At 75.1% G+C, this 17,711-nt stretch carries 14 protein-coding genes and 1 pseudogene; 12 read left to right on the top strand and 3 right to left on the bottom strand.

Annotated elements, in window-relative coordinates:
• The first annotated feature begins 18 nt into the window (after window positions 1–18).
• Together AB0N31_RS02420 and AB0N31_RS02415 are read left to right on the top strand one after the other, a co-directional pair.
• Window positions 19–659: pseudogene (locus tag AB0N31_RS02420) on the top strand (hypothetical protein).
• A 168-nt stretch (window positions 660–827) separates the two neighbouring features.
• Window positions 828–1,106 (top strand): GlsB/YeaQ/YmgE family stress response membrane protein, encoded by a 279-nt coding sequence (locus AB0N31_RS02415; RefSeq protein ID WP_363090077.1) that lies wholly within the window; start codon window positions 828–830, stop codon window positions 1,104–1,106.
• Between the two features lie 22 nt (window positions 1,107–1,128).
• Here AB0N31_RS02415 and AB0N31_RS02410 read toward each other — a convergent pair whose 3' ends face one another.
• The 3 genes from AB0N31_RS02410 to AB0N31_RS02400 all read right to left on the bottom strand — a co-directional run bounded on the left by AB0N31_RS02410 (window position 1,129) and on the right by AB0N31_RS02400 (window position 3,809).
• Window positions 1,129–2,016 (bottom strand): Gfo/Idh/MocA family oxidoreductase, encoded by an 888-nt coding sequence (locus tag AB0N31_RS02410; RefSeq protein WP_366056449.1) that lies wholly within the window; start codon window positions 2,014–2,016, stop codon window positions 1,129–1,131.
• A 132-nt stretch (window positions 2,017–2,148) separates the two neighbouring features.
• Complete coding sequence (locus AB0N31_RS02405) at window positions 2,149–2,364, bottom strand: hypothetical protein (protein ID WP_366056448.1); 216 nt, start codon at window positions 2,362–2,364, stop codon at window positions 2,149–2,151.
• Between the two features lie 80 nt (window positions 2,365–2,444).
• Complete coding sequence (locus AB0N31_RS02400; protein WP_366056601.1) at window positions 2,445–3,809, bottom strand: diaminopimelate decarboxylase; 1,365 nt, start codon at window positions 3,807–3,809, stop codon at window positions 2,445–2,447.
• Between the two features lie 297 nt (window positions 3,810–4,106).
• Here AB0N31_RS02400 and AB0N31_RS02395 point away from each other — a divergent pair, with 297 nt between their 5' ends.
• The 10 genes from AB0N31_RS02395 to AB0N31_RS02350 all read left to right on the top strand — a co-directional run bounded on the left by AB0N31_RS02395 (window position 4,107) and on the right by AB0N31_RS02350 (window position 17,708).
• Window positions 4,107–5,003: an alpha/beta hydrolase gene (locus AB0N31_RS02395; protein ID WP_366056600.1), complete on the top strand. Its 897-nt coding sequence runs from the start codon at window positions 4,107–4,109 to the stop codon at window positions 5,001–5,003.
• Between the two features lie 222 nt (window positions 5,004–5,225).
• The gene (locus AB0N31_RS02390) at window positions 5,226–7,925 is read left to right on the top strand and encodes a LuxR C-terminal-related transcriptional regulator (RefSeq protein ID WP_366056447.1); all 2,700 of its coding nucleotides are present in this window, start codon (window positions 5,226–5,228) and stop codon (window positions 7,923–7,925) included.
• 143 nt (window positions 7,926–8,068) lie between these two features.
• Window positions 8,069–9,334: a helix-turn-helix domain-containing protein gene (locus AB0N31_RS02385; protein ID WP_366056446.1), complete on the top strand. Its 1,266-nt coding sequence runs from the start codon at window positions 8,069–8,071 to the stop codon at window positions 9,332–9,334.
• Between the two features lie 395 nt (window positions 9,335–9,729).
• Entirely contained in the window at window positions 9,730–10,524 is a 795-nt protein-coding gene (locus AB0N31_RS02380; RefSeq protein WP_366056445.1) for an ABC transporter ATP-binding protein, read from the top strand.
• Complete coding sequence (locus tag AB0N31_RS02375) at window positions 10,521–11,456, top strand: ABC transporter ATP-binding protein (protein ID WP_366056444.1); 936 nt, start codon at window positions 10,521–10,523, stop codon at window positions 11,454–11,456. Before AB0N31_RS02380 ends, AB0N31_RS02375 begins: the two co-directional genes overlap by 4 nt.
• A complete protein-coding gene (locus AB0N31_RS02370) occupies window positions 11,453–12,349 on the top strand; it encodes a branched-chain amino acid ABC transporter permease (protein WP_366056443.1) in 897 nt (298 codons plus the stop codon). The genes AB0N31_RS02375 and AB0N31_RS02370 overlap by 4 nt, the downstream gene beginning before the upstream one ends.
• Complete coding sequence (locus tag AB0N31_RS02365) at window positions 12,342–13,490, top strand: branched-chain amino acid ABC transporter permease (RefSeq protein WP_366056442.1); 1,149 nt, start codon at window positions 12,342–12,344, stop codon at window positions 13,488–13,490. Before AB0N31_RS02370 ends, AB0N31_RS02365 begins: the two co-directional genes overlap by 8 nt.
• A complete protein-coding gene (locus AB0N31_RS02360) occupies window positions 13,487–14,755 on the top strand; it encodes an ABC transporter substrate-binding protein (protein WP_366056441.1) in 1,269 nt (422 codons plus the stop codon). The genes AB0N31_RS02365 and AB0N31_RS02360 overlap by 4 nt, the downstream gene beginning before the upstream one ends.
• Window positions 14,756–14,917: 162 nt before the next feature.
• Entirely contained in the window at window positions 14,918–15,775 is an 858-nt protein-coding gene (locus AB0N31_RS02355; protein ID WP_366056440.1) for an aldo/keto reductase, read from the top strand.
• A 163-nt stretch (window positions 15,776–15,938) separates the two neighbouring features.
• Window positions 15,939–17,708, top strand: a complete 1,770-nt coding sequence (locus AB0N31_RS02350; RefSeq protein ID WP_366056439.1) for an ABC transporter ATP-binding protein — start codon at window positions 15,939–15,941, stop codon at window positions 17,706–17,708.
• Window positions 17,709–17,711 lie beyond the last annotated feature (3 nt).

Here is a 17,711-nt window from a genome sequence, read left to right as displayed (position 1 = left end):
AGCGCACCACCGTGACGCATCCCGGAGGAATCCACGACCGGTCCGGTCATCCGCGCGCTCGACGCGAGCGACGCCCACCCGTTCCACACCCTGCCCGACCCGCTCCGCGTCCACGAGGCGCTCGGCAAGGCCCGCCACCGGCCCGACCGGAAGCGCGTCGCCCTGCGCGACGGCCGGGTCGTCGCCCGCGCCGCCCGGTGGGCGGCCCCGAGGACACCGGACCCCGCACCGTCGAGTGGTTCGACTTCGCCGACGGCGAGGAGGAGGCCGCCGCCGAACTCCTGCGCAGCGCGCCCCGGCAGGTCGGCCTCGACCCGGCCGCCCGGGAGGAACCCGGCGGCTTCCGCCGGTGCCCGTTCCCGCGCGCGTGATGGCGCATCGCCCGAGCCCCGGACGGTGACCGGGCCGGCCTCCACGTCCCGGCCCGCAACCCCTCCGGACCGTGCATCGGCTTCATCGGCGTCGTGCCCGAACACCGGGGCCACCGCTGTGCCTACCACCTGCTCGCCGAATGCACCCGTCATCTCGTCGCCCACGGCGCGGAGTTCCTCGCCGTCGCGGCCGACCGGGACGACTTCCCCATGGCCGCGCACTTCACGAGGGCCGGCCGCCCGGTCGTACGGGAGCGGGTGAACTTCACCGCCCCCGTACGTCCGTGACCCCTGGGCGACGGGGCCGGGTTCCCGCCGCGCCTGCGGGGTGACCGGACCCGGTTCCGGGGGAGCGGGGAGCCCTTCGGAACGGTTGGCGCGCACTGGCAGGTTTGCGATCCCCCTCGCCGTGCATTCGGAAGATGTAGACGCTTTCCAACGGAGATGGGAGTAACCGTGGGCATCATCGCCTGGATTCTGATAGGCCTGCTCGCCGGTGCCATTGCCAAGATGCTCCTGCCCGGGAAGGACCCCGGCGGCATCATCGTCACCATGCTGATCGGCGTCGTCGGCGGTCTGCTCGGCGGCTGGCTCGGCAAGGTGATCTTCGGCGTGGACTCGATCGACGGTTTCTTCGACCTGTCCACCTGGATCGCCGCCATCGTCGGCTCGCTCATCCTGCTGGTCCTCTACCGGGCCGTCACCGGCAACAAGCGGACGCACCGGCACGCCTGACCGGCCCTTCGGGGTCGTGGTCTCAGCCCGAGTCGGAGGCCAGCAGGCCCTCGGCCTCGGCGAGGACCTCGGTGACCCGCAGGCCGAACCCCGCATCGCACGGATGCGGACGCCCGTCACGGGCCGCGGCGCACAGCGCGTCCGCGGCCCGGCGGAGTGCTGTGGCGGCGTCCGCGGCACTCTCCGGGAGACGCGCCACCCCGGTCTCCCCGCGGATCTCCACGCCCGAACCGGCCGCCGCCGACGGGGCGGTCAGACTCAGCGTCAGCGTGCTGGAGGCACCTCCGGAATGGTCCAGGACCAGGTGGACGGTGTCACCGGGCCCCGGAGCCGCGGCAGCCACCCGGCGGACGTCGCCGAGGACCGGCAGCAGCACGGACAACGCGTGCGGGCCGACGTCCCACAGGGCGCCCTTCTCCCGCCGCCACGGGGTGGCGAACGGATGGTCCCCGCCGGTGAACACCGAACCCAGCCACTGCGCGTGCCCAGTGAACCAGCCGCCCGCCTCCGCCTGTTCGGCGATCCACGCCTCGGGCTCGGGGAGGAAACGGGTGGTGAAGAAGACCACCGAGGCGACCCGCGCCTCCCGCACGGCGCGCACCACGTCGCGCGCCCCCGCCACCGTCGCGGCGAGGGGCTTGTCCAGCAGGAGATGACGACCGGCCCCGGCGGCCCGGACCGCGAGGCCCGCCTGCACGTCCGGCGGCAGCGCCACCGCCACCGCGTCGACCTCCGCGAACAACTCGTCCACGTCGTCGAAGGCCCGGGTGCCGTGACGGTCCGCCAGCTCCTTCGCCGCGGCGGGACGCCTGCCCCACACCCCTACGAGGTCGAGACCCTCGTGCGCGCTCAGAGCGGGCGCGTGGACCATCCGCGCCCAGGGGCCGGTGCCGAGCAGACCGATACGCATGCCGCTGACTCTCCCTGCTGCCGGCCGGGGTGACGCCGGACGCCGCGCCGGACGCCGTCCACACCGAGCCTCGCACACGAACGGTGCCGGAACGCACCCCTCGGGGAGATCACGGCGGCGGCGACCCGGCCGTCAGGCGGCGCGGGTGCCCGCGGCGGCCTTGTGGGCGCCCTTGCGGGCGGCCGTCCCCGTGCTCCGCGACGTGCCCCGGACCAGGTGCAGATGCCTCCTGCGCCCGGCGTGCCGCCGCCTGGGCCGGGCGGGTGAGAGCACCCGGTCCTCCACGCGGTCCATGACCACCAGAAGGACGGACAACGTCGGCAGCAGCAGTGCGGCGACCCAGAACACGGCGTCCCTCCTCGTCCGGCGACCCGCTCCGGGTGCACCGATGCACGCCGTTGATGCGTGCGGACGCCCGGGAAACGCCGTCAGGGACGTGAAGGATCCGTGAAACCGTCCAGCAGCGCGTCCGCCTGGGCCAGCCCGCTCTCCTGCGACACCTCCCGCAGGGTCTGGGCCGGCCGCACCGTGACGAACCCGACGCCGTCGGCCCGGAAGGCGAAGCCGTACACCCCCGGCCGGGGCAGGCTGTTGTACGCCCAGGGCGCGGAGAAGCAGTAGGCGCCCGCGTCGTGCAGGACGACCAGGTCGCCCTCGGCGAGTTCGGGCAGCGGGCGGTCGTGCGCCACGACGTCCCCGGCGAAGCAGAGCGGCCCGGTCACGTCCTGGCGCAGCTGCGGCGCGTCCTTCGGCGTGCCGTCCGGGCCGTACGCGGACACCCGCAGCGGCCAGGCCCCGGGCATGAACACCGTGCGCGTGGCGACCTGGGCGCCGGCGTGGGTGAGCGCGACCCGGCGGCCGCCGGCGTCCTTGACGTACTCGACGCGGGCCGCGAGGAAGCCGTTCTTGGCGAGCAGGGAACGGCCGAACTCGGTGACCAGCCGGTAGCGGCCGTCCAGCACGGCCGGCCGGACGGCGGTGAGCGCGGACACGTAGTCGGCGTAGGTGGGGGTGACGGTGTCGCCGTCGAAGTTCACCGGCAGGCCGCCGCCCAGATCGAGGCTGGTGACCTGCCTGCGGCCGGACCGGGCGTCGATCTCCTCGGCGAGGTCGTGCAGGGCCGCGACCCCCTCGGCGATCAGCGGGAGGGGGCAGCCCTGCGACCCCACGTGCGCGTGCAGCCGGGTCAGCCACGGGCGGCGGGCGAAGGCCTCGACGACGCGCTCACGGGCCCCCGGGTCCCGCAGGGCGACACCGAACTTGGAGTGCGCCGTCGCCGTGCTCATCGGGCCGATGGTGCCGCCGCCGACCTGCGGGTTCACCCGCAGCCCGAGGACGGAGGCGCAGCCGGGCGGGCGCAGGGCGTCCACGCGCTCCAGCTCGGCCAGGTTGTCGGCGTTCAGCGCCACGCCCAGGGCGAGGGCCTCGCGGATCTCCGCGCGGGTCTTCGCGGGCGAGTCCAGCACGATGCGGGCCGGTGCGAAACCGGCGTCCAGCGCCAGCCGCAGCTCGCCCGGGCTCGCCGCCTCGCAGCCCGTCCCCGCGTCGGCGAGCAGCCGCAGCACGGGCACCAGCGCGCACGCCTTCGCCGCGAACGTGTGCAGCACCTCGGGGACGTGCGCGAACGCCCCGTGCAGGGCGGCGACGCCGTCGCGCACCCCCTGCACGTCGACGAAGGCGGCCAGTGGCCGGTCCTCGCCGATCAGCCCGTCGGCGACGGCCCGGCGCAGGACGGCCGGGACGCGGGCGGAGCGGTCGGCGCCGGTGGCGCGGGTGTCGTCGTCGGGGAGCACCACGTGAGGGCCTCCTTCGGTGCCGGGCGGCGGGCGGCGCCGGGTACGTGCGGCGCCGGGTACGGGCGGTCACCTCCAGCTTCGTCCCGCGCGGGGGAGTACGGCGACCGCGGGCGACGCCGTGGGCGGCGGGGCGGGCCGCACGAGACCGGCGACATTGCCGGTCCCCCGGCGGCGACCGTGCCCCAGAGTGGCACGGCCATCCCCCACGAGGGTCCGGCCCGGCAGGGCGGACCGCCACGGCAGAGAGGACGACTCGTCGTGCAGCAGCAAGCGCGTACCGGTGCCGCCCACCGGGTGCCCACCGGTTCCCCCCACCGCGGACGAGGCCGGTTCGCCGGCCTGGTGACGGCGATCACCGCGGTCGTCGGCCTCACCACCCTCGGCCAGCCCGCGGCGCAGGCCGCCGACAACCCCTACGAGCGCGGCCCGGCGCCGACCACGTCGAGCATCGAGGCGGCACGGGGTCCGTACGCCGTCTCGCAGACCACCGTCTCCTCCACCGCCGTCACCGGCTTCGGCGGGGGCACGATCTACTACCCGACCAGCACCGCCGACGGCACCTTCGGCGCGGTCGCCGTCTCGCCCGGCTTCACCGGCACCCAGTCCTCCGTCTCCTGGCTGGGCCCGCGGCTCGCCTCCCAGGGCTTCGTCGTCTTCACCATCGACACGACCTCGACGCTCGACCAACCCGCCTCGCGCGGGAAGCAGTTGCTCGCGGCCCTGGACTACCTCACCGGGCGCAGCTCGGTCCGCGGCCGCGTCGACGGCACCCGGCTCGGCGTGATGGGCCACTCGATGGGCGGCGGCGGCAGCCTAGAGGCCGCCAAGTCCCGTCCCTCCCTCCAGGCGGCCATCCCGCTGACGCCGTGGAACACCGACAAGACGTGGCCGGAGGTCGGCACGCCCACCCTGATCGTCGGTGCCGACGGCGACACCGTCGCCCCCGTCGCCAGCCACGCCGAGCCCTTCTACACCTCGCTGCCGTCGTCCCTGGACCGCGCCTACCTGGAGCTCAACGGCGCCACCCACTCCGCCCCGACCACCTCGAACACCACGATCGCGAAGTACAGCGTCTCCTGGCTGAAGCGGTTCATCGACAACGACACCCGCTACGAGCAGTTCCTGTGCCCGCTGCCCAGCCCGAGCTCGACCATCGAGGAGTACCGGGGCAACTGCCCGCACACCTCCTGACCCTCCCCGAAGCCGCACGGCGGCGGCGGTCGCGCCCACCCTGGCGCGACCGCCGCCGTCGTTGTGCACGATCACGGCGCTGACGGGCGGCGGTTGGGCACCGGCACAAGCCCGCACACCGGGCTCCACCCGCGAACGCCCAGGTGGCGGGCCGGAATCGGGCCCGCGCCCACCCGGACGAGTGACTTCCGTCTCACGTTACGCGTGCGTAACGTCACGGGAATGACCGGACAGACGACCGCGACCCCCGGCCCGACGCCGTACCGGGCGAGCGCCCCCGCGGACCGGCTCGACGGCGGCGCGCACGTCGTCACGGGCGAACCGGGCTGCGGCCGCACCCGGTTCCTCGAACACGCCGCCCGCGCCTTCACCGGGCCCGTCGTGCGGGTACGGGCGGACCCCGCCCGGTCGGCCGTTCCCGGCGGCGGCCTGCGCACCCTGCTGCGCGCGCTCGGCGACGCCACCGGCCGCGCGCCGGCCGGCGGCTCCGGACCGGCCCTGCTCGACACGCTGGCCGCCGGTCCGGCCCCGCTGCTCGTGTGCGTCGACGACGCCCACCTGTGGGACCCGGTCTCCCGCGCCGTGCTGGGCGACGCCGCCCGGCAGCTGTGCCGTACGACGGCGGCGGCGCGCCTGCTGCTCACGGTCCCCGGACACCGCCCGCCCGCCCCGGAGTTCGCCGGACTGCCGGTGGTGAGGATGGACCCGCTCACCCCGCCCGAGGCGGTGGCGCTCCTCGACGAGGTCACCGGCGGAGCCCTCGACGGGGGAGTCCGGGACGCGATCGTGGACGCCGCCCAGGGCAGCCCGGCCCTCCTGCTGGCCCTCGTCCGGCGGCTCTCGCCCGCCCAGCTGCGCGGGGACCGCCCCCCGCCCCACCCGCTGCCCGGCGCCGAGGTGCTGACGGGCCTGGCCGGCGGGTACCTGGACGGACTCACCTCCGACCGCCGCGACCTGCTGCTGACCGCGGCGGCCGCCGCCCGCGACGACGAGGACACGGGCGTCGGCCTCGGCCTCGTCCTGCGGGCGGTCCGGCACCTCGGGCACGACGGCGCCGTACCGCTGCCCGATCTGCTCGCGGCCGCCGACGACGAGGTCCGCTTCCACAGCGAGCTGCTGCGCAGGACGGTGTACGCGGCGGCGCCGGACGAACGGCGGCGGGCCGTGCACCTCGCGCTGGCCCGCGAGCTGGAGGACCTCGAGGACCTGGGGAAAGGGGACCCGCGGGCCCTGCTGCACCGGGCCTGGGCCGGGGCCGTGCGCGGGGACGACGTGGAGGCGGTCGCCGGTGACCTGCCGTCCCGGCGGCTGCGCTGTGCCGCGTACACCCGCGCCGCCGAACTGTGCGACGACGGGCCGCGGCGTGCCGAGCGGTACACGGCCGCCGCCGGCCAGGCCCTGCTCGACGGACGTTCCCACCAGGCGCTGCGGCTCCTCGACGCGGCCCGGACCGGCAGCGCGCCCGCCGGCGTGCGCGGCCGTGCCGCCCTGCTGCGCGGCACGACGGCGCTGCGTGACGGATCCGTCGACGAGGCCCAGGCCTCCCTCCTGCTCGCCACCTCCCTGCTCGCCGCCCACTCCCCGGCCGACGCCGCGGCCGCCGCACTGGCCGCCTGCGACGCGGCGTGGGCGGCGGGCGACCCGGCGGGATGCCTCGCCGCACTCGAACACTGCGGACAGGTCACGGGAGTCCCCGCCCCGGGCGATCCCCGCGCCGACTACCGGCTGGGGGTGCGGGCCCTGCTGGAGGCTCGGTTCGAGGAGGCCGCGGTCCGGCTGCGGCGGGTGGTGCCGGACCCGGACGGCTCCGGCGACCCGGAGGACAGCCTGCGGGCCGCCGCGGCGGCACTCATGCTCGGTGACCTCGTCGGCGCCCGCCGGGCGGGCGCGCGGGCCCTGGCCGCCGCCCGCACCCTGGACGTCGTCGCGGCCGTGCCCCGGGCGCGGGAGTACCTCGCCTACGCCGAACTGCGCGCCGGACGGCACGCGCTCGCCCGCACCCACGCCGAGGAGGGACTGCGCGCCGCGCACCGGGCCGGGCAGCGCAACACGGCCGCCCACCAGCACGCCGTACTGGCGCTGGCCGCCTCGATCGAGGGGGAGACCGAACGGGTCGCCGGGCATGTGGCGGCCGCGCTCGGCACCGCCCGCCGGCACGGCCTCGCGCAGGCGGCGACGCTGGCGGAGTGGGCGGCGGCCCGCGCCGACCTGGGGCGCGGCCGGCCCCAGGAGGCCGCGGACCGGCTCGGCCCCCTCGTGCGGCCGGGCGCCCGGCGCGGGCACTTCGCACTGTGGATGCTCGCCGTCCCCTGCTACGTGGAGGCCGCCGTCTCCGCCGGGCAGCCCGAGGGCGTCCGCTCCGTCGTCGAGGACTTCGCCGGGTGGGCGGACTTCGGCGCCGACCCCCAGGCCCCCGCCCAACTCCTGCGCTGCCGCGCCCTGCTGGCCCCGCCGGACCGGGCGGACGCCCTCTACCGGCGCGCCCTCGACCTGCACGAATCGGCCGGCGGTGACTTCGAGCGGGCTCGCACCGAACTCCTCCACGGCAAGTGGCTGCGCCGCCGGCGCCGCCTGCGCGAGGCCCGCGACCGGCTCGGCGCCGCCCTCGTCGGTTTCGAACGGTGCGGGGCCCGCGCCTGGGCCGAACAGACCCGTGACGAGCTGCGCGCGGGCGGCGCCGCGGCCGGCGGAGCGCGCCCGAACGGGCCCGCCGACCTGGCGGGACTGACCCCGCAACAGCTGCGCATCGCCCGCCGGGTCGCCGAGGGCGCGACCAACCGGGAGGTCGCGCTGACGCTGTCCGTGAGCACCCGCACCGTCGACTACCACCTGCGGAGGGTGTTCGCCACACTCGGTGTGCGGTCCCGGCTGGAACTGGCCCGGCTGGTCGAGCAGGCGGAAAAGACCGGTGCACACCCCTAGGGACCGACCGGACGGTATGTCATCCTTCGGGGCAGGACCCGCCAGCCGGCGGGACCCGCGCGGACCTCCACGGCCGACCCGGGCCGGACGGAGCGCCATCGTGCGGGAGCCGCCGGGTCACCGACCCCTGGGGGAGGATCGCGATGCACCACGCCCTTCGGCCACGGATTGCGGTGCGCCCGGCACCGGCGGGGCCCACCGGACCGGGCCCGCGGCCGCGCCCGCGCGTCCGGTCGCTGATCGACGCCGACGCCCTGCGCGTGCTGCACCGCGCCGCGCGGGTGCTGCTCGACGACCTGCCCGACCTCACCGACCGGCTCGTCGCCGCCCTCCAGGACCAGGAGCCCGCCTACCGCACCGCCGTGGAGAGCGACCCCGCCGCCACCTGGCAGGAGGTCCACCGCTCACTGCGGCACAGCGTGAACTCGCTCCTCGACCCGCGCGGCAACCGGGACGCGGCCCGCCGCTGCTCCTGGAAGATCGGCGCCACCCGGGCCGAACAGGGCCTGCCCCTGGACGCCCTGCTGCACGCCTTCCGGCTCGGCGGCTCCCTGGTCTGGCAGGGCCTGGTCGAGGAGACCTCCCGCTCCGCCCCCGAGGACGTCCGCCTCCTCGTGCACGTGGCCGCCGACGTGTGGAACTTCGTCGACGAACACTGCACGCTCGTCGCGGACGCCTACCGGCAGGTCGAACGACAGCTCGCCTGGCGGCGCGAGAACCGGCTGCGGCTGCTCGCCGCCGCCCTCCTGGAGGGCACCAGCCGCATCGCCGACCTGCCCGAGGCCGCACAGGCCCTGGACCTGCCCGAGCAGGGCCGCTACGTCGTCGTCGCGGTGTCCGGCGGCTCCCCGTCCGAGGCGGCCGGTGCACGTGCCGCGGTGGGACGCGGCGCGCGTGTGCACTGGCACACCGGGGTCGAGGTGGACTACGGCATCGTCCTGCTCGGCGACGGCCAGGACGGGACGGCGATCGACGGCGGCCCGCCCTCGGGCGCGCGCGTCGGCGTCGGTACGGCCGTGTCGGGCCTGGCCGCCGTCGGCGACGCCCGCCGCCTCGCGGACACCGCGCTGCGCATGTGCCCGGGGACCGGCGGCACGATACGCCTGACCGAACACCTCCCCGCGGCCCTGGTGATCTCCGCACCCGACCTCGCCACCGCCCTCGCCGACCGGGTGTTCGGTCCCTTGAGGACCCTGGAACCCGCCGACGCGGCCGTCCTCCTGGACACCCTCGCCACCTGGCTGGCCTGCGACGGCTCCGCCCAGCGGGCGGGCGAACGCCTCTACTGCCACCGCAACACCGTCCTCAACCGCCTCCGCCGCTACGAACAGCTCACCGGCCGCAGCCTCTCCCGCCCGATGGACGTCGTCGAGATCACCCTCGCCCTGGCGGCCCGGCCCGCCCGCTGACGGGCGCCACGGCGAGGCGGCGAGGCGGGCACCGCCCCGTCATGGACCCGCGCCCGGTCATGGACCCGCGCCCCGTCATGGACCCGCGTCCCCGCGTGCGCGCCCTGCCCTTGACCGGGGCGAAGCGCCGAGGCGAGGCGGTGAGGTGCGGTGATGCGGGCCGTACCGCCACTCACCCGTGCCCGTGACCCGCTGACCCGCGCACCCCCTCGTCCCGCCGCCGCGGCGGCACGTGTTCCCCGCCTGGGCACCCGCACAAGCCCCCGCCCCCCGCACTGGGCCCGCGCAGCGACCCCGTCCCCGCGCCTGTACCGGCCCCTCGGCCCCGTGTTGTGGTGAGCGCCCCCGTCCCCCCGAAGTGCCGTGACCGGCCGGCACGGACCCGAGGAGCCGCGATGCCCGAAGCACCACCGCAGGATCCGCCCGCGCTGCACGTCGAAGGGCTCGACGTCATGTACGGGCGGGCCCTGTCAGCCCTGCGTTCCGTGTCCCTGACCGTTCCGCACGGCGCGGTCGTCGCACTGCTCGGCGCGAACGGCGCCGGCAAGACCACGCTGCTGAGGGCCGTCTCGGGCACCCTGCGCCTGTACCGCGGCACCGTCACCGCGGGCCGCGTCCGCTACGGCGACACGGAACTCGACGGACGCGACCCGGTCGCCGCGGTGCGGGCCGGAGTCGTCCAGGTCCCCGAGGGCAGACGGGTCTTCGCCGGCCTCACCGTCGAGGAGAACCTGCGCGCCGGCGGCCTCGGGCTCGGCCGGCGCGCCCCCGCGCTGGTGCGGGAGTCCCGCGACCGCGTGTACGGCCTGTTCCCCGTGCTCGCCGAACGCAGCCGGCAGGCGGCCGGCCTGCTGTCCGGGGGCGAGCAGCAGATGCTCGCCATCGGCCGCGCCCTGATGGCCGCCCCCCGCCTGCTCCTGCTCGACGAGCCGTCCCTCGGCCTCGCCCCGCGCATGGTGTTCCGCATCGCCGAGGTCGTCCGCGAGATCAACGAGCAGGGCACCGCCGTGCTGCTGGTCGAGCAGAACGCCGGCATGGCCCTGTCCCTCGCCGACCACGCACACGTCCTCGAGGTGGGCGAGATCCGGCTCTCCGGTCCCGCCGACGAACTCGCCCGCACGGACGCCGTACGCCGCCTCTACCTCGGCGAGAGCGCCGACGAACCGGCCGGCGACCGGGGGGCCGCGTGAACATCCGCACCACCGGCCGCACGGCCGCCCGCGCCACCGCCGGTTCCCCGGCCGCACCCCCCGCGCTCCACGTCCGCGACGTCACCGTCCGCTTCGCCGGTCTCACCGCCCTCGACACGGTCTCCTTCACCGTGGCCCCGGGCTCGGTGCACGCCCTGATCGGACCCAACGGCGCGGGCAAGTCCACCTGCTTCAACGTCCTGTCGGGCCTGTGCCGCCCGGCCGCCGGCCAGGTCCTGCTCGGCGACACCGACCTGACGGGACTCGCCCCGCACCGGATCGCCGCGCTCGGCGTGGCCCGCACTTTCCAGAACATCGTCACGACCGAGGGCACGGTCGCCGACAACCTCATGCTCGGCCGGCACGCCCTGTCCCGCGCCGGCTTCGCCGCCAGCGCCCTGCGCCTGCCGAGCGCCGTACGCGAACAGCGCGCCCACCTGGACCGGGTCCGGGAGATCGCCGAACTCACCGGCCTCGCCGCCCACGTCGACACCCCGGTGGCCCTGCTGTCCTACGGCGACCGCAAACGCGTCGAACTCGCCCGCGCGCTCTGCCTGGAACCGCGCGTGCTGCTGCTCGACGAGCCGGTGGCCGGCATGAACGGCGCCGAACGCGCCGCCACCGCCGACGTCGTCCGCACGGTCCGGGAACGACTCGGCCTGTCCGTCGTCCTCGTGGAGCACGACATGGGCCTCGTCATGCGCCTCGCCGACGAGGTCACCGTCCTCGACTTCGGCCGCCGGCTCGCCCACGGCACACCCGAGGAGATCCGCCGCCACCCCGAGGTGCTGCGCGCCTACCTGGGCACCGGCGCCCCCGACGAGGCCGGCGCCCCCGACGAGGCCGACGGGACGACCCCCAGGGCCACCGACGCGGCCGAGACCCACGAAAAGACCGACGTGACCGAACCCCCCGGGGAGAACGCTCAGTGACCACCCTCCTCGACACCCTCCTCAACGGCCTCGCCCTCGGAGCCGTCTACGCCCTCGTCGCCCTCGGCTTCGTGGTCATCTTCAAGGCCTCCGGCGTCCTCAATTTCGCCCACGGCTCGCTGCTCCTGCTCGGCGGCTACCTCGTCGCCGTCCTCCACGACGACCTCGGCTTCGCCGGCGCCCTCGCGGTGGCCGTCCTGGCGACCGGGGCCGTGGCCGGCGCCCTCGACCGGCTGCTGCTGCAACGCGGTGATCCGGACCCCAAGGCCGCCCACGTGCAGACCATCGTCACCATCGGCGTGGACATCGTGCTGGTGACCGACCTGTCCCGGCGCATCGGCGGCGACCTCCTCACCCTCGGCGACCCGTGGGGCGACGCGGTGACCGGCCTCGGCCCGGTGACCGTCGCCGACAGCCGGCTCGCCGCGATCGCCGTCTCCGCCGTCGTCATCGCCGCCGTCTTCGCCCTCTTCCGGTTCACGCCCTGGGGCCTGTCCCTGCGCGCGGCGGCCGAGGACGTGGAGGCCGCCGCCCTGATGGGCGTACGGCTGAGCCGGGTCCGCATGCTCGCCTGGTGCCTGGCCGGTGCGCTCGCCGCGCTCGCCGCCGTGTTCCTCGCCGCCTTCCCGGCGCCCGGCCTGGAGCGCACCACCGGCCAGATCGCCCTCAAGGCCTTCCCCGCGGCCATCCTCGGCGGCATGGCCTCACCGCCCGGCGCCCTCGCGGGCAGTCTGCTGATCGGCCTGACCGAGGCCCTCGTTGCGGGCTACCAGTCCGAACTGCACGTCCTCGGCGAGGGGTTCGGCGACGTCGCGCCCTACGCCGTGATGGTGGTCGTCCTGCTGGTGCGGCCCACCGGTCTGTTCGGCGCGAAGGGAGCGGTCCGTGTCTGAACTCGTCCCGAAGTGGGCCAGGCTGCTGCTGCCCGCCCTCGTGCTGTGCGCCCTGCCCTTCTACCTCGACGCCTTCTGGCTGCGCATCGGCCTGTTCTCGCTGGCCGCCGCCATCGGCGCCGTCGGCCTCGGCCTGCTCAGCGGCACCGCCGGCCAACTCTCCCTCGGCCACGCCTTCTTCCTCGCCGTGGGGGCGTACGGCTACACCTGGCTGGCCGGCGACCCCGGCCCGGCCCTGCCCCCGGCGCTCGCCGCGGTCCTCGCCGTGCTGCTGGCCGGTGCGGCGGGCGGCCTGTTCAGCCCCGTCGCCGGACGGGTGCGCGGCATCTACCTGGGCATCGCCACCCTCGCGCTGGTCTTCCTCGGCCACCACCTGCTGCTCACCGCCGACTCCGTCACCGGAGGCTTCAACGGCCGCTCGGTGCCGCCGCTCACCCTCGGCGGCTTCGGGTTCACCGCCGACGACCCCGAACTCACCGTGCTGGGCGTGCCGTTCGGCGCCGAGGAACGTCTCTGGTACCTCGGTCTCGCCCTGTTCGCCCTCACCTGGTTCACCGCGCGCGGACTGCTGCGCGGCCGCCCCGGCCGGGCCCTCGCGGCCGTCCGCGACAGCGAGACCGCGGCGGCCGTCATGGGCGTGAACGTCGCCCGCTACCGCTCGGCCGCCTTCGTCGTGTCGTCGATGTACGCCGGCCTGGCCGGGGTCCTCCTGGCCCTCTCCTTCCGCCGGGTGGTGCCCGACTACTTCGGCCTGGCCCTCTCCGTCGACTACCTCGCCATGATCGTCATCGGCGGCCTCGGTTCCGTCGCCGGAGCCACCGCGGGAGCCTTCTTCGTCACCGCGCTGCCCCTGCTGATGACCCGGTACGCCGACCAGCTCCCGCTGGTCGCCGCCCCCGGCACCGGTGGCGAGGGCGCCATCGGCCCGACCGAGGCCGCCCGCTACCTCTACGGCGCCGCGATCGTCGTCATCCTCCTGTACGCCCCCGACGGACTGCACGGCCTGACCCGTCGCGTGCGCGCCCGCCTGCGGCCCGCCCGCTCACCCGACCGGACGCCGTCCGCGCCCCCACCGACCACCATCGACGCCTCATCCGCCTCACCGGACTCACCCGCACGAGCCAAGGAGCACACCCCGTGAACCCCAAGCACCGCACCCGCGGCACCGCCCTCACCGCGGCACTGGCTGCCCTGCTGATCGCGGCCACCGGCTGCAGCTCCAAAGCGGACGGCGGCACCACCTCCGACGGCGCCGACGGCGTCACGTCCGGCCCCGGAGTGACCGACGAGACCATCAGGCTGGGCGCCCTCACCGACCTGACCGGCCCCTACGCCACGCTCGGCAAGAGCATCGTGCAGGCCCAGCAGATGTGGGCCGACGAGACCAACGCCAAGGGCGGCATCTGCGGCCGCAAGGTCGAGATCGTCGTCAAGGACCACGGCTACGACGTCCAGAAGGCCGTCACCGCCTACGCCGACATCTCCCCGGACGTCGTCGCCCTGCCCCAGGTCATCGGCTCCCCGGTCGTCGCGGCCCTGCTCGACGACATCGAACGCGACCACCTGCTCACCTACCCCCAGGCCTGGGCCGCCTCCCTGCTCGGCAAGGACCCCGTCCAGGTCATGGCCACCACGTACGACCTCGACATGATCGCCGCGGTCGACTTCCTCACCCGCACCAAGGGCCTGGCCGAGGGCGACACCGTCGGGCACGTCTACTTCGAGGGCGACTACGGCGCCAACGCGCTCCAGGGTTCCACCTGGGCGGCGAAGAAGGCCGGGCTGAAGATCGCGGGCCAGAAGATCAAGGCGACGGACACCGACCTCTCCGCCCAGGTGACGGCGCTGAAGAAGGACGGTGTGAAGGCGATCCTGATCAGCGCCGGGCCCGCCCAGACGGCCTCCCTGGTCGGCGTCGCCGCCTCCCGCGGCCTGCGCGTCCCCGTCGTCAGCAGCGCGCCGGGCTTCGCCCCGCAGCTGATGAAGACCCCCGCCGCGCCGGCCCTGACGGCCATGTTGAGCATCGTCAGCGGCGCCCCGGCCGTCAGCTCCGACATCCCCGGAGTCAAGACGATGGCCACCGCCTACACCAAGAAGTACCCGGCCTCCCCGGTCGACTCCGGGGCCCTGTCCGGCTACAACGCGGCCCAGCTCCTGGGCGCCGACCTGAAGAAGGCCTGCGAGGGCGGCAGCCTCGCCCGCGAGGACGTGGTGAAGGCGCACCGCTCGCAGAAGAACGTCGACACCGGCCTCGGCAGCCCGCAGGACTTCTCCGACGCCGGCCGGCCCGCCGCGCTGTCGACGTACGTGCTGAAGCCGGACGCGAAGGCGGCCGGCGGCGTGGTGGGCGTCGAGGACGCGCACCAGGCGCCGGGAGTGGAGGAGTACCTGACGTCGAAGTCCTGAGGCGGGCCCGCATTCAGCGGCCCCGCTGCTGAATGCGTTCGCTTTCTTCCATTGGACCTCCGAGGCCCGCCGGGGCCAGGCTGGAACGCGTCCGGTGCACCGCGATCACCTTCCGGTGCACCGGACTTCGTCACGCCCCACCGCCGAGAGAGGTCACGAGCCATGCACACCCGCCGCATCGGTGACGTCGAGGTCAGCGCGATCGGGCTGGGAGCCATGCCCATGTCGATCGAGGGCCGCCCCGACGAGGCGCGCTCCCTCGCCACCGTGCACGCCGCGCTGGACGCCGGCGTCACCCTGATCGACACCGCGGACGCCTACCACCTCCACGCCGACGAGGTCGGCCACAACGAGACCCTCGTCGCCAAGGCCCTCGCCTCCCACGGGCGGGGCGCCGACGTGCTGGTCGCCACCAAGGGCGGCCATCTGCGCCCCGGCGACGGCAGCTGGACCCTCGACGGCAGCCCCCGACACCTCAAGGAGGCCTGCGAGGCCTCGCTGCGCCGGCTCGGCGTGGAGGCGATCGGCCTCTACCAGTTCCACCGCCCCGACCCGCGCGTCCCCTACGCCGACTCGGTCGGCGCGGTGCGCGAACTGCTCGACGAGGGAAAGATCCTCGCGGCCGGCATCTCCAACGCCGACCCCGGCCGGATCAGGCTGGCGAACGAGATCCTGGGCGGCCGGCTGGTCTCCGTGCAGAACCAGTTCTCGCCCGCCTTCCGCTCCAGCGAGCCCGAACTGCGCCTGTGCGACGAGCTGGGCATCGCCTTCCTGCCCTGGAGCCCGCTCGGCGGCATCTCCCGCGCCGGTGGACTCGGTTCCGTCCACGCGCCGTTCGCCCGGATCGCCGAGCGGCACGGGGTGAGCCCGCAGCGGGTGTGCCTGGCCTGGATGCTGGCCAAGTCGCCGGTGGTGGTGCCCATTCCGGGCGCCAGCCGCCCGGAGACGATCCGCGACTCGGCCGCGGCGGCCGAGCTGGTCCTCACGGCGGAGGAACTGGCGGAGCTGGACGCGGTCTGACCGGGCGCGCCGACGGGACGCGGAAACGGGCCGTGCCGCCGGGGCGTGGTCCCGCTGGCGGCACGGGCCCGTCGACCAGGGATAGAAAGCGCTTGCTCTAGGCTCGGGAGCCGCACACCCCACCTGATTCCCGCATCCCGCACCCGGGGAAGGACCACCGCCGATGGCGTCGTCGCTCGACAGACCCCTCGACCACCGCTACCGCGACGAGCACCCGATCCGCACGCTCGCCTACCTCTTCCGCGCCGACCGGCACCGGCTGGCCGGCGCGGTCGTCGTCTTCACCGTCAAGCACAGCCCCATCTGGCTGCTGCCGCTCATCACCGCGTCCATCATCGACACCGTCGTCGAGCACCAGCCCATCGGCCGCCTGTGGACCAGCACCGGCGTCATCCTCTTCATCCTGATCGTCAACTACCCGCTCCACCTGCTCTACGTCCGCCTGCTGTACGGCAGCGTCCGCCGCATGGGCACCACTCTGCGCTCCGCCCTGTGCACGCGCATGCAGCAACTGTCCATCGGCTACCACTCACGGGTCAGCGCCGGAGTGCTCCAGGCCAAGGTCGTCCGCGACGTCGAGGCCGTCGAGCAGATGGTGCAGCAGACCGCGGAGAACGGGCTCGGCGCGATCACCGTGCTCATCGGCGGACTCGTCATCATCGCCGTCCGCACCCCCGAGTTCGTGCCCGTCTTCCTGATCGTGGTGCCCGTCGCCGCGTTCGTCGTGGCCCGCCTGCGCTCCCGGCTGCGCGCCCACAACGAGCACTTCCGCCACGAGGTGGAGACCCTCTCCTCGCGCGTCACGGAGATGACCCGGCTGATCCCCGTCACCCGCGCCCACGGCCTGGAGGGCAAGGCCATCACCCGCATGGACGGCACCCTGCGCCGCCTGCTGACCTCAGGGATGCGCCTCGACCTGGTCAACGGCCGCTTCGGCTCGATCTCCTGGGTCGTGCTCAACGTGGTCGGCGTGCTGGTCCTGGCGGGCGCGGCCCTCGTGTCGTACTACGAGGTCTGGGGCGTCACCCCCGGTGACGTCGTCATGCTCAGCGCCTTCCTCACCACCCTGACCAACTCCACGACCACGCTGACCGGCCTGGCGCCGGTCATCACCAAGGGCCTGGAGTCGGTCCGCTCGGTCGGCGAGGTCCTCCAGGCGCCCGAACTGGAGGACAACGAGGGCAAGGCCGAACTGACGGCGCTGCACGGGGCGGTGGACTTCGAGGCCGTCGTACACGCCTACGAGGGCGGCCGGCCCTCGGTGCGCGACTTCACCCTGTCCGTGGCGCCGGGCGAGACCGTCGCGCTGGTCGGCGCCTCCGGCGCGGGCAAGTCGACCGTGCTCAACCTCGTCATCGGCTTCATCCGGCCGACCTCGGGCCGGCTGCTGCTGGACGGCACCGACATGAACACCCTCGACCTGCGCACCTACCGGCGGTTCGTCTCGGTGGTCCCGCAGGAGTCGATCCTCTTCGACGGCACCGTCCGCGAGAACGTCGCCTACGGCATGGAGGACGAGGCCGACGAGGAAGCGGTCCGCGCGGCCCTGCGCGACGCCAACGCCCTCGAGTTCGTCGACCGGTTGCCCCAGGGACTCGACACCCTGGTCGGCGAGCGGGGGGCACGCCTGTCGGGGGGACAGAAGCAGCGGCTGGCGATCGCCCGCGCGCTGATCCGGGACCCCAAGGTGCTCATCCTGGACGAGGCCACGTCCGCGCTCGACACCCGCTCGGAGGCCCTGGTCCAACAGGCACTCGCCCGGCTGCTGCACGGACGCACCACCTTCGTGGTGGCGCACCGCCTGTCCACGGTGCGCGGCGCCGACCGGATCGTGGTCATGGGGGAGGGGCGGATCCTGGAGACCGGCACGCACGAGGAACTCCTGCGCCGGGACGGCGCCTACGCGGCCCTGCACAGCGGGCAGGCGGCCTGACGC

Origin of the sequence: Streptomyces sp. NPDC051051, assembly GCF_040682975.1 — a bacterium.
GTDB lineage: Bacteria > Actinomycetota > Actinomycetes > Streptomycetales > Streptomycetaceae > Streptomyces.
This window is presented reverse-complemented; position numbering and strand designations above follow the sequence as displayed.